General features: G+C 53.7%; 12 protein-coding genes. All 12 read left to right on the top strand.

Annotated elements, in window-relative coordinates; all coding sequences use genetic code 11:
- Positions 1-11 precede the first annotated feature (11 nt).
- The 12 genes from mngB (at position 12) to cpoB (ending at position 12,242) form a co-directional block, all read left to right on the top strand.
- Positions 12-2,663, top strand: a complete 2,652-nt coding sequence (gene mngB / locus SIK69_RS15260; RefSeq protein WP_319786462.1) for a mannosylglycerate hydrolase — start codon at positions 12-14, stop codon at positions 2,661-2,663.
- A 683-nt stretch (positions 2,664-3,346) separates the two neighbouring features.
- Positions 3,347-4,915, top strand: a complete 1,569-nt coding sequence (gene cydA / locus SIK69_RS15255; protein WP_319629138.1) for a cytochrome ubiquinol oxidase subunit I — start codon at positions 3,347-3,349, stop codon at positions 4,913-4,915.
- A 15-nt stretch (positions 4,916-4,930) separates the two neighbouring features.
- Complete coding sequence (cydB, locus tag SIK69_RS15250; RefSeq protein WP_319629128.1) at positions 4,931-6,070, top strand: cytochrome d ubiquinol oxidase subunit II; 1,140 nt, start codon at positions 4,931-4,933, stop codon at positions 6,068-6,070.
- 14 nt (positions 6,071-6,084) lie between these two features.
- Entirely contained in the window at positions 6,085-6,192 is a 108-nt protein-coding gene (gene cydX, locus SIK69_RS15245) for a cytochrome bd-I oxidase subunit CydX (RefSeq protein ID WP_319629129.1), read from the top strand.
- A complete protein-coding gene (gene ybgE, locus SIK69_RS15240) occupies positions 6,192-6,485 on the top strand; it encodes a cyd operon protein YbgE (protein WP_319629130.1) in 294 nt (97 codons plus the stop codon). The genes cydX and ybgE overlap by 1 nt, the downstream gene beginning before the upstream one ends.
- Positions 6,486-6,699: 214 nt before the next feature.
- Complete coding sequence (ybgC, locus tag SIK69_RS15235; RefSeq protein ID WP_319629131.1) at positions 6,700-7,104, top strand: tol-pal system-associated acyl-CoA thioesterase; 405 nt, start codon at positions 6,700-6,702, stop codon at positions 7,102-7,104.
- Entirely contained in the window at positions 7,101-7,793 is a 693-nt protein-coding gene (gene tolQ / locus SIK69_RS15230) for a Tol-Pal system protein TolQ (protein WP_319629132.1), read from the top strand. Before ybgC ends, tolQ begins: the two co-directional genes overlap by 4 nt.
- A gap of 3 nt (positions 7,794-7,796) precedes the next feature.
- The gene (gene tolR, locus SIK69_RS15225) at positions 7,797-8,225 is read left to right on the top strand and encodes a colicin uptake protein TolR (protein WP_319629133.1); all 429 of its coding nucleotides are present in this window, start codon (positions 7,797-7,799) and stop codon (positions 8,223-8,225) included.
- 36 nt (positions 8,226-8,261) lie between these two features.
- On the top strand, positions 8,262-9,452 hold the full coding sequence (tolA, locus tag SIK69_RS15220) for a cell envelope integrity protein TolA (protein ID WP_319786461.1): 1,191 nt from the start codon (positions 8,262-8,264) through the stop codon (positions 9,450-9,452).
- A 131-nt stretch (positions 9,453-9,583) separates the two neighbouring features.
- Positions 9,584-10,876 (top strand): Tol-Pal system beta propeller repeat protein TolB, encoded by a 1,293-nt coding sequence (gene tolB, locus SIK69_RS15215; RefSeq protein ID WP_319629135.1) that lies wholly within the window; start codon positions 9,584-9,586, stop codon positions 10,874-10,876.
- Positions 10,877-10,910: 34 nt separating this feature from the next.
- Positions 10,911-11,432, top strand: coding sequence for a peptidoglycan-associated lipoprotein Pal (gene pal, locus SIK69_RS15210; RefSeq protein ID WP_319629136.1), 522 nt, complete (start codon positions 10,911-10,913; stop codon positions 11,430-11,432).
- A gap of 9 nt (positions 11,433-11,441) precedes the next feature.
- Positions 11,442-12,242 (top strand): cell division protein CpoB, encoded by an 801-nt coding sequence (cpoB, locus tag SIK69_RS15205; protein ID WP_319629137.1) that lies wholly within the window; start codon positions 11,442-11,444, stop codon positions 12,240-12,242.
- Positions 12,243-12,462: the final 220 nt, after the last annotated feature.

The following is a 12,462-nucleotide window of genomic DNA, read 5'->3' as shown; positions in this document are numbered from 1 at the left end:
AGGATATGAAGATGAAAGCTGTATCTCGCGTACACATCACGCCGCATATGCACTGGGACCGCGAGTGGTATTTCACCACCGAAGCATCACGCATTTTGCTGGTCAATAATATGGAAGAGATCCTGACCCGTCTGGAGCAGGACGCCGAATACAAATACTACGTGCTCGATGGGCAGACCGCGATTCTGGAAGATTACTTCGCGGTGAAACCCGACAGCCGTGAGCGGGTGAAAGCTCTGGTACAGGCCGGAAAGCTGATTATCGGCCCGTGGTACACGCAGACTGACACCACCATCGTCGCCGGGGAATCCATCGTACGTAATTTGATGTACGGGATGCGCGATTGCCTGGCGTTCGGCGAGCCGATGAAAATTGGTTATTTGCCGGATTCGTTTGGCATGTCGGGCCAGCTGCCGCACATCTATAACGGCTTTGGTATTAAGCGGGCAATGTTCTGGCGTGGCTGTTCGGAGCGTCACGGCACCGATAAAACGGAATTCCTGTGGCAGAGTCAGGACGGCAGCGAAGTCGCGGCGCAGGTGCTGCCGCTGGGCTACGCGATTGGTAAGTACTTACCGGAGGACGAAGCGGGCCTGCGAAAACGTCTCGACAGCTATTTCGAGGTGCTGGAAAACGCCTCGCAGACCAAAGAGATTTTATTGCCGAACGGCCACGACCAGATGCCGCTCCAGCAGAACATTTTTGCGGTGATGGATAAGCTGCGGGAGATCTATCCACAGCGTGAATTTGTGATGAGCCGCTTTGAAGAGGTCTTTGAGCGTATTGAGCAGCAGCGCGACGTGCTTGCCACGCTGACCGGCGAGTTCAACGACGGGAAGTATATGCGTGTGCATCGCACCATTGGTTCGACGCGGATGGACATCAAAATCGCCCACGCACGTATCGAAAACAAAATCGTCAATTTGCTCGAGCCGCTGGCAACCCTGGCGTGGACGCTCGGGTTTGAGTATCACCACGGCCTGCTGGAGAAAATGTGGAAGGAGATCCTCAAAAATCACGCCCATGACAGCATCGGCTGCTGCTGTAGCGACAAGGTGCATCGGGAAATCATGAGCCGCTTCTGGCTGGCGGAAGACATGGCCGACAGCCTCATTACGTTCTACATGCGCAAAATCGTCGACAACATGGCGCTGAGCGAAGGCGACAAACTGACCCTGTTTAACCTGATGCCGTGGCCGCGCGATGAAGTGGTCAACACCACACTCCGCCTGCGTGCCAGCCGTTTCCGTCTGGTCGATAGCGACGGGCAGGAAGTGGCGTATTTCATTCGCGCCAGCCGTGAAATTGATCCGGGCCTGGTGGATCGTCAGATTGTCCATTACGGCAACTACGAGCCGTTTATGGAGTACGACATTCAGTTGCGCCAGGTGCTCCCGGCGATGGGGTGGCTCACGTTGCACGTGCTGCCGGGCGAGGAAGGTCAGCAGGTTAGCGTGCCGAAGCAGAGCGATGCGCTGCTGGAAAACAGCTGCTGGCGTATCAGCCTGAACCGGGATGGCACGCTAAAGATGGAAGATAAAGAGAGCGGTCTGGTTTATGACCGGGTGCTGGAATTTGAAGACGGCTCCGACGATGGGGATGAGTATGACTATTCGCCCTCGCGAGAAGAGTGGTTACTCACCAGCCGGGAAGGCCAGCATTGTCATACGGTGGCGCACGACGCGTGGCAGAGCAGGGCGGTGATACGTTCCACCCTGGCCGTGCCGCGCAATCTGGCGGAACGTTCAGCCCGTATAACCGGCGGAACGCTGGCGATGGAAACGACGGTGACGCTGAATCACGACAGTCGTCGGGTCGAGTTTGAGGTCTGCGTGGTTAACCAGGCGGACGATCACCGCGTCCGGATTCGTATCCCGGTGCCGTTCAAAACCGATAATGTGCTAACGGACACTCAGTTTGGGTCGCTCACTCGCCCGGTTCAGGACGAGGCGATGCAGGTCTGGCAGGCCGAAGGCTGGAAAGAGGCCCCGGTGCCGGTCTGGAATTTCCTCAACTATGCCGTGTTAAAAGAGGGGGCCGCATTTCAGCAGGAGCAGCGCGGGCTGGCGCTGTTTACGGAAGGTCTACGCGAGGTGGAGATCATCGGTGAGACACAGAGTGTGTTTGCGCTGACTTTACTGCGCGGGGTGGGGCTGCTCGGGAAAGAGGATCTGCTGCTGCGCCCTGGCCGTCCTTCAGGGATAAAAATGCCGGTTCCGGATTCTCAGGTTCGCGGCGAACTGCGGGCCCGCTTTAGCCTGATGCCATTCAGGGGTTCTGCACTGGATGCGGGGGTGGCTCAGCAGGCGCGCAGCTGGCTGACACCGGTGCTGTGCTACAACAAAATTCCATGGGATGCGATGAAGCTTAATCGCACTGCGATCGACGTCCCGCAACGCTACAGCCTGTTTACGATGCCCGCCACCGGATGCCAGCTGAGCGTATTGAAGAAAGCCGAGGACAGCGAGGCGTTGGTTATCCGCCTGTTTAACCCGTCTGACAGTGAACCTTGTGAATCCAGGGTGATGTTCTGTCGCCCTGCATCCCGCAGCCACGAGGTCGGGATGGACGAGCAACCGACGGGGCAGGGGAGTGACATTCTTGATAAAGCGGTCAGCTTCAGAGCGGGACAATCGCGGAGCTGGGTCGTCCAGATTGATTAACAACGCAGCAAACGATTCATGGCCATGCAATGCGTGGCTTTTTTGTTTCTACAGGTAATCAATCTGCGGTGTTAATTTTTAAATCCATTGGGGTGAATGAAATGTAATAAAAAGAGGCTATACTTGCAGTGCAAAAAGATGAGCAACTCCCGCCGTGGCGCACCTGTGGCCTCATTTTTTCCTTCCGGCCCGCTTAAGGGCTAAAAATGAATGCAGAAGCATTCTAATATCGCCTTATTTGATAACTATCAATGTCATGATGAAAACATGTTTTTAACATTGATTTCACTATGCGTTATTAAATGCATACACAATTAACACGTCTTTGTAAAATTGATTTAAATCAATATGTAATCCTTGGAAAAAAGCGCCAGAAAGCGGTAAATTGTCGCGGATCAAAGTGGTCGAAATGTGGCATCTTAGCTATATATTGATCAGCGTCGGAAAACGTAAAACGGGTTCAAGAAAAACCTGTTTATTGTAAGGGTTTTACGGCGTAATATATTCAAGGGATCAATTTGGGTTTTTTATTAACGTATTTGTAACCTTTGCTCATCATCGTTTCTACTTAGTGGCAACGATAACGTAGCGGGAAGCAAATAAATTTGTATTGGGGCATGCGTGTGAATCCTTTCTAACGGGATCCACTCTCGGAGTCTTCATGCGATGAGCAAGGAGTCATGATGTTAGATATAGTCGAACTGTCGCGCTTACAGTTTGCCTTGACCGCGATGTACCACTTCCTTTTTGTGCCACTGACGCTCGGTATGGCGTTCCTGCTGGCCATCATGGAAACGGTTTACGTCCTTTCCGGCAAACAGATTTATAAAGATATGACCAAGTTCTGGGGCAAGTTGTTTGGTATCAACTTCGCTCTGGGGGTCGCAACCGGCCTGACCATGGAGTTCCAGTTCGGGACTAACTGGTCTTACTATTCCCACTACGTGGGCGATATCTTCGGTGCGCCACTGGCCATTGAAGGTCTGATGGCCTTCTTCCTCGAATCCACCTTTGTAGGTCTGTTCTTCTTCGGTTGGGACCGCTTGGGCAAAGTCCAGCATATGGCCGTAACCTGGCTCGTGGCGTTGGGTTCCAACATGTCCGCGCTGTGGATCCTGGTGGCGAACGGCTGGATGCAAAACCCGGTCGCGTCTGACTTCAACTTCGAAACCATGCGCATGGAGATGGTGAGCTTCTCTGAGCTCGTCCTGAACCCTGTTGCTCAGGTGAAATTCGTGCATACCGTGGCGTCTGGCTACGTGTGTGGCGCGATGTTCATTCTGGGTATCAGCTCTTACTATATGCTGCGCGGCCGTGACTTCGCGTTTGCGAAACGCTCCTTCGCCATTGCAGCAAGCTTTGGTATGGCGGCTATCCTCTCCGTTATCGTGCTGGGTGATGAATCCGGTTACGAAATGGGTGACGTGCAGAAAACCAAACTGGCGGCGATTGAAGCCGAGTGGGAAACCCAGCCGGCACCGGCGTCGTTTACCCTGTTTGGTATTCCTGACCAGGATAAGCAAGAAAACCACTTCGCTATTCAAATTCCTTACGCGCTCGGCATCATTGCCACCCGTTCGGTCGATAAGCAGGTCACTGGCCTGAAAGACCTGATGGTGCAGCATGAAGAGCGTATCCGTAACGGGATGAAAGCCTACTCTCTGCTGGAGCAGTTGCGTTCTGGCTCTGCCGATCAGACTGTTCGCGATCAATTCAACCACGTGAAAAAAGACCTCGGTTACGGTCTGTTGTTGAAACGCTATACCCCGAACGTGTCCGATGCGACGGAAGCACAGATTCAGCAGGCGACCAAAGACTCGATTCCTCGCGTCGCGCCGCTGTACTTCGCGTTCCGTATCATGGTTGGCTGCGGCATCATCATGCTGCTGATTATCGCTGCGTCCTTCTGGACGGTGCTTCGTAACCGTATCGGTGAGAAAAAATGGCTGCTGCGTACCGCGCTGTACGGGATCCCATTACCGTGGATTGCTATCGAGTCCGGCTGGTTTGTTGCAGAGTACGGTCGTCAGCCATGGGCGATTGGTGAGGTGCTGCCGACGGCAGTGGCGAACTCATCCCTGACAACAGGTGATCTGCTGTTCTCCATGTTCCTGATCTGCGGTCTGTACACCCTGTTCCTGATTGCTGAACTGTTCCTGATGTTCAAGTTTGCCCGTCTGGGACCCAGCAGCCTGAAAACCGGTCGTTACCACTATGAGCAGACCCCAGCGTCTACTCAGCCGGCACGCTAAGACAGGAGTCGTCAAATGTTCGATTATGAAGTATTGCGTTTTATCTGGTGGCTGCTGGTTGGCATTCTGCTGATCGGTTTTGCAGTCGCCGATGGCTTCGACATGGGGGTGGGCATGCTCACCCGTATCCTCGGTCGTACTGACACCGAGCGTCGAATCATGATCAACTCGATCGCCCCGCACTGGGACGGTAACCAGGTGTGGCTGATCACCGCAGGCGGCGCGCTGTTCGCGGCCTGGCCGATGGTCTACGCCGCTGCGTTCTCCGGCTTCTATGTGGCGATGATCCTCGTGCTGGCATCCTTGTTCTTCCGTCCGGTCGGTTTTGATTACCGTTCCAAGATTGAAGACACCCGCTGGCGTAACCTGTGGGACTGGGGCATCTTCATCGGTAGCTTCGTGCCGCCGCTGGTGATTGGCGTGGCCTTCGGCAACCTGTTGCAGGGCGTGCCGTTCCACCTCGATGAATACATGCGTCTGTACTACACCGGTAACTTCTTCCAGCTGCTGAACCCGTTTGGTCTGCTGGCCGGTATTGTCAGCGTGGCGATGATCCTGACTCAGGGCGCGACCTACCTGCAAATGCGTACCGTGGGCGAGCTGCATCTGCGCACCCGTACCACCTCGCAGATTGCGGCACTGGTGACGCTGGTATGCTTCGCGTTGGCTGGTGTTTGGGTGATGTACGGTATTGATGGTTATGTGGTGACGTCTACCCTTGATCATACCGCTGCGTCTAACCCGCTGACCAAAGAAGTCGCGCGTGAAGCAGGGGCCTGGCTGGTGAACTTTAACAACATGCCAATCCTGTGGGCGATTCCGGCACTCGGCGTGGTATTGCCGCTGCTGACTATCGTGATGTCTCGTATGGACAAAGGCGCGTGGGCGTTTATCTTCTCCTCGCTGACGCTGGCCTGCATCATCCTGACCGCTGGCGTGGCGATGTTCCCGTTCATTATGCCGTCCAGCACGATGTTGAAAGCCAGTCTGACCATGTGGGATGCGACGTCCAGCCAGCTTACGCTGAACGTGATGACCTACGCGGCGATGGTGTTCGTACCGATTATCCTGCTCTACACCGCATGGTGTTACTGGAAAATGTTCGGTCGTATCACCAAAGACGACATTGAACGCAACACCCATTCTCTGTACTAAGTAAGGAGCAACATATGTGGTACTTCGCATGGATTCTGGGGACGCTTCTGGCTTGTGCATTTGGCGTGATCACCGCCCTGGCGCTCGAGCACATTGAGTCTGGAAAACAAGAAGATCATTAATGACTAAAATTATCGCGATGTTATATGCGGTAATGGATAAGGGCCCGTTAAGGGCCCTTTCGTTGCTGATGGCATTAGTGTTGGCAGGCTGTATCTTCTGGGACCCGTCGCGCTTTGCGGCGAAAACCAGTTCGCTGGAAATCTGGCACGGCTTTCTCATCATGTGGGCCGTTTGTGCTGGCGTCATTCATGGCGTGGGTTTCCGCCCGAAGGCGATTCACTGGCAGGGGATTTTCTGCCCGCTGATTGCCGACCTTGTACTCCTCGCCGGACTGTTTTTCTTTTACGCCTGATTCAGAAACATCCGTTAATCGCTATGGGCTTGTTCGAGCCCATAAAAATTTACTCTCCGTTTACTTTCCCCCATTCCAAACCAGCATTCCCGCGCGTATAGTAGCGAAGTTTGAAAGCCCCACATATCTTTTGCATTACCGGGATGTAAAGTGAATACAACGCTGTATACAAAACCGTTCATGATGCGTCGTAGCCAACAAAGAGGCAGCCTGAATGAGTAAGTATATATTTCGATGGCCGGTTCGTGTCTATTATGAAGACACAGACGCCGGGGGTGTGGTCTACCACGCCAGTTACGTCGCTTTCTATGAAAGAGCACGCACTGAGATGCTGCGCCACCATCACTTCAGTCAGCAGGTTCTGTTAGCTGAACGCGTAGCCTTCGTGGTGCGCAAGATGACGCTGGAGTATTTCGCCGCCGCCAGACTCGATGACATGCTCGAAGTCCAAACGGAAATTACAGCGATGCGGGGTACCTCTCTGGTGTTCACGCAGCGGATAGTCAATGCAGAAAACAAGGTACTTAACGAAGCTGAGGTGCTGATTGTCTGCGTTGATCCACTCTTAATGAAGCCTCGTGCGCTTCCCAAGTCTATTGTCGCGGAGTTTAAGCAGTGACTGAAATGAATATCCTTGATTTGTTCCTGAAGGCTAGCCTTCTGGTTAAACTTATCATGTTCATCTTAATTGGTTTTTCAATCGCTTCCTGGGCTATCATCATCCAGAGAACGCGCATCCTCAATACGGCTGGCCGCGAAGCGGAAGCCTTCGAAGACAAGTTCTGGTCTGGGATCGAACTGTCTCGTCTGTACCAGGAAAGCCAGAGTCGTCGCGACAACCTGGCCGGTTCCGAACAGATTTTCTATAGCGGCTTTAAAGAGTTCGCACGGTTGCATCGGGCGAACAGCCACGCGCCGGAAGCGATTGTGGAAGGTGCCTCGCGTGCGATGCGCATTTCCATGAACCGCGAACTGGAAAATCTTGAAAACCACATTCCCTTCCTTGGCACTGTCGGTTCTATCAGCCCATACATCGGTCTGTTCGGTACGGTGTGGGGGATCATGCACGCCTTTATCGCGCTGGGCGCGGTTAAGCAGGCGACGCTGCAAATGGTTGCACCGGGTATCGCAGAAGCGCTGATCGCCACTGCGATTGGTCTGTTCGCAGCCATTCCCGCGGTCATGGCGTATAACCGCCTGAACCAGCGTGTGAATAAACTGGAGCAGAACTACGACAACTTTATGGAAGAGTTCACCGCGATTCTGCACCGTCAGGCGTTTACCAGCAGCGAAAGCAACAAGGGGTAAGCCATGGCCAGAGCACGTAGACGCGCGCGTCGCGAGCTGAAGTCCGAAATCAACATCGTTCCGCTGCTGGATGTGTTGCTGGTGCTGCTGCTGATCTTCATGGCGACAGCGCCGATCATTACCCAGAGCGTCGAGGTCGATCTTCCTGATGCGACGGAATCGCAGGCCGTCAGTACTAATGACGATCCGCCAGTGATTGTGGAAGTTTCCGGTGTCGGACAGTACAGCGTCAATGTGGGTCAGGAAAAACTGCCACAATTGCCGCCGGAGCAGGTGGTTGCTGAAGCCCAGCGTCATTTGCAGCAGAATCCGAAGACGGTCTTCTTAATCGGTGGTGCGAAAGATGTGCCGTACGATGAAATCATTAAAGCGCTGAACCTGTTGCACAGCGCGGGTGTGAAATCAGTGGGCTTAATGACCCAGCCAATCTGACCCGGCTAACAGGCTAACAGTTTTTGGGAACCGAGAGTGTCAAAGGCAACCGAGCAACAAAACGAAAAGCTTAAACGCGCGATTATCATCTCAGTCATTCTGCATATCATTTTGATTGCACTGCTGATTTGGAGTTCGTTCGATGAGCACATAGATGCTTCGGCAGGCGGTGGCGGTGGCTCGTCTATTGACGCGGTGATGGTCGATCCAGGTGCGGTCGTACAGAACTATAATCGTCAACAGAATCAGCAGGCCAGCGCACGTCGTGCCGAAGCGCAGCGCGAGAAACAGGCGCAGCAGCAGGCGGAGGAGATGCGTGAAAAGCAGGCCGCCGAGCAGGAGCGTTTGAAACAGCTCGAAAAAGAACGTTTGAAGGCACAGGAAGAAGCCAGCAAGCAGGCTGATGCGCAGAAACAAGCGGAACAGGCTGCCAAACAAGCGCAGGAACAGCAGAAACAGGCAGAAGAAGCCGCAGTAAAAGCTGCCGCGCTGGCGAAAGCCAAAGCGGATAGCCAGGCTAAAGTCGCGGCTGAAGCGGCGAAGAAAGCAGCTGCGGATGCACAGAAAAAAGCAGAAGCAGAAGCTGCAAAAGCCGCTGCTGACGCACAGAAGAAAGCCGAAGCCGAAGCAGCGAAGAAAGCTCAGCAGGACGCAGAGAAGAAAGCCGCCGCGGAAGCCGCGAAGAAAGCCGCTGCCGCTGAAAAAGCCGCTGCCGCCAAAGCCGCCGCTGCCGCCAAAGCCGCCGCTGCCGAGAAGGCCGCCGCTGAGAAAGCCGCTGCGGCGAAAGCAGCAAAAGCGGCCGCCGCGAAGAAAGCGGCTGAAGCAAAAGATGCTTCCGGTGTTGATGACCTGCTGGGTGACCTCAGTTCAGGTAAGAATGCACCGAAAACCGGGGGTGGGGCGAAAGGAAATAATGCCACCGCCGCCGGAAGCGGTAACACTAAGAACAATGGCGCTTCAGGCGCGGATATCAGTAACTATGCCGGACAGATAAAAGCGGCAATTGAAAGTCGTTTTTATGATGCTTCTTCGTACACGGGTAAAGTGTGTACGCTGCGCATCAAACTGAATACGGATGGCACGCTGGCAAATATCACCTCTGAAGGTGGGGATCCGGCGCTGTGTACTGCGGCTCTGGCTGCAGCAAGACAAGCGAGGTTCCCGAAACCGCCATCAGAAGCCGTGTATGAAGTGTTCAAGAACGCGCCGCTGGACTTCAAACCGTAACGCATTTTCCCCTGTCTCTACAGGGGGAAATGAACCAGGCAAGTCACAGGGTTTTGGTAGTTTTGTGTATTTGAGTTTGTTAACATTCTGCTAAATTATCGTGGGCTTTTCGCCTGGATAAGGGAGATATGATGAAGCAGGCATTACGAGTAGCATTTGGTTTTCTGATGCTGTGGGCAGCTGTGCTGCACGCAGAAGTACGTATCGAGATCACCCAAGGGGTCGACTCGGCGCGCCCAATCGGCGTTGCGCCGTTCAAATGGGCGGGTCCGGGTGCGGCACCTGAAGATGTCGGTGGCATTGTCGCGGCTGACCTGCGCAATAGCGGTAAATTCAACCCGCTGGATCGTTCTCGTCTGCCTCAGCAGCCGGGTAGCGCACAGGAAGTTCAACCGGCGGCATGGTCTGCGCTCGGTATTGACGCCGTGGTTGTCGGTCAGGTAACGCCTAACCCAGACGGTTCCTACACCGTGGCTTATCAGCTGGTTGATACCGGTGGTGCGCCGGGTACCGTTCTGGCACAGAACTCGTACAAAGTGAACAAGCAGTGGCTGCGTTATGCTGGACACACTGCGAGTGATGAAGTGTTCGAGAAGCTGACCGGTATTAAAGGTGCGTTCCGTACCCGTATCGCGTATGTGGTTCAGACCAACGGCGGTCAGTTCCCGTATGAGCTGCGCGTATCTGACTACGATGGTTACAACCAGTTTGTGGTTCACCGTTCACCGCAGCCGCTGATGTCGCCTGCCTGGTCACCTGACGGTTCTAAACTGGCTTACGTTACCTTCGAAAGCGGTCGTTCCGCGCTGGTTATCCAGACCCTGGCAAACGGTGCGATTCGTCAGGTTGCTTCGTTCCCGCAGCACAACGGTGCGCCAACCTTCTCTCCGGATGGTTCTAAACTGGCCTTCGCCCTGTCGAAAACCGGTAGCCTGAACCTGTACGTGATGGATATCGGCTCGGGTCAAATCAGCCAGGTGACCAACGGTCGCAGCAACAACACGGAACCAAGCTGGTTCCCGGACAGCCAGAATTTGGCCTTTACCTCTGACCAGGCCGGTCGTCCACAAGTATATAAAGTTAATGTTAACGGCGGGACTCCGCAGCGTATTTCCTGGGAAGGCGCTCAGAACCAGGATGCTGATGTGAGCACTGACGGTAAGTTCATGGTAATGGTGAGCTCGGCGAATGGCCAGCAGCACATTGCCAAACAAGATCTGGTAGCGGGTGGCGTGCAGGTTCTGTCGTCAACGTTCCTGGATGAAACGCCAAGTCTGGCACCTAACGGCACAATGGTTATCTACAGCTCTTCTCAGGGGATGGGATCTGTGCTGAATCTGGTTTCTACAGATGGGCGTTTCAAAGCGCGTCTTCCGGCGACTGATGGACAGGTCAAATTCCCTGCTTGGTCGCCGTATCTGTAATAATAATTAATTGAATATTATAGGAATCAAAGAAATGCAACTGAACAAAGTGCTGAAAGGACTGATGATCGCTCTGCCAGTTATGGCTATCGCGGCGTGTTCTTCCAACAAGAATGCCAGCAACGATCAGAGCGGTGAAGGCATGATGGGTGCCGGCACTGGTATGGATGCTAACGGTCAAGGCAACATGTCTTCCGAAGAGCAGGCTCGTCTGCAGATGCAGCAGCTGCAGCAGAACAACATCGTTTACTTCGATCTCGACAAGTACGATATCCGTTCTGACTTCGCTGCAATGCTGGATGCGCACGCTAACTTCCTGCGTAGCAACCCGTCTTACAAAGTCACCGTAGAAGGTCATGCTGACGAACGTGGTACTCCTGAGTACAACATCGCGCTGGGCGAACGTCGTGCAAACGCTGTTAAAATGTACCTGCAGGGTAAAGGCGTTTCTGCTGACCAGATCTCCATCGTTTCTTACGGTAAAGAAAAACCTGCAGTACTGGGTCACGACGAAGCGGCTTACTCCAAAAACCGTCGTGCCGTACTGGTTTACTAAGAGAATTGCATGAGCAGTAACTTCAGACATCACCTGTTGAGTCTGTCGTTACTGGTTGGCATAGCGGCCCCTTGGGCCGCTAATGCTCAGGCGCCAATCAGTAGTGTCGGCTCAGGCTCGGTCGAAGACCGTGTCACCCAACTCGAGCGTATTTCGAACGCTCACAGTCAACTTTTGACCCAACTCCAACAGCAACTCCAGGATAACCAGGCCGATATTGATTCTCTGCGTGGTCAAATCCAGGAGAGCCAGTACCAGCTCAATCAGGCGGTCGAACGCCAGAAGCAAATCCAGACGCAGCTTGATGGTATAAGCAGCGGCGGGAATGCGGCACAGGCACAGCCTGCTGCGGGCGACCAGAGCGGGTCAGCAGCGGCAACCGCCACTCCAGCACCGGCAACAGGCGCAGCTGCGTCCGGTGTGCCCGTTCAGAGCGGTGATGCCAATACGGATTACAATGCGGCAATTGCGCTGGTGAAAGATGCATCTCGCCAGGATGACGCGATTGCGGCGTTTCAGAACTTCGTCAAAAAATACCCAGATTCAACCTATCAGCCGAATGCCAATTATTGGCTCGGACAGTTGAATTACAACAAGGGTAAAAAAGATGATGCGGCGTATTATTTCGCCTCAGTGGTGAAAAATTACCCGAAATCACCGAAAGCGGCTGACGCGATGTTTAAAGTCGGCGTTATCATGCAGGACAAAGGTGATACTGCGAAAGCCAAAGCGGTTTATCAGCAGGTTGTCACTAAATACCCGGGCACAGAAGGCGCAAAACAGGCGCAAAAACGCCTGAGTGGGCTCTGATGCCTATGGCATGACCTGAAATTGAAGTATTTCTGGTCATGCCGCATGAATCATAAGCAGTTAAGCAATGTTGTTCGAAATTTTAGTTGCGCTCAAATCTGAAACCAGTAATATATGCCGCCGTTGCCAAGGGATATCAAACATCCTGAAAGCCGCGAAAATAGTGGGTCGTTAGCTCAGTTGGTAGAGCAGTTGACTTTTAATCAATTGGTCGCAGGTT

The sequence above is a fragment of the Scandinavium lactucae genome (genome assembly GCF_033843265.1).
Classification (GTDB): domain Bacteria; phylum Pseudomonadota; class Gammaproteobacteria; order Enterobacterales; family Enterobacteriaceae; genus Scandinavium; species Scandinavium lactucae.
Note: the sequence above shows the minus strand (reverse complement) of the source record. Positions and strands in the feature narration are given on the sequence as shown.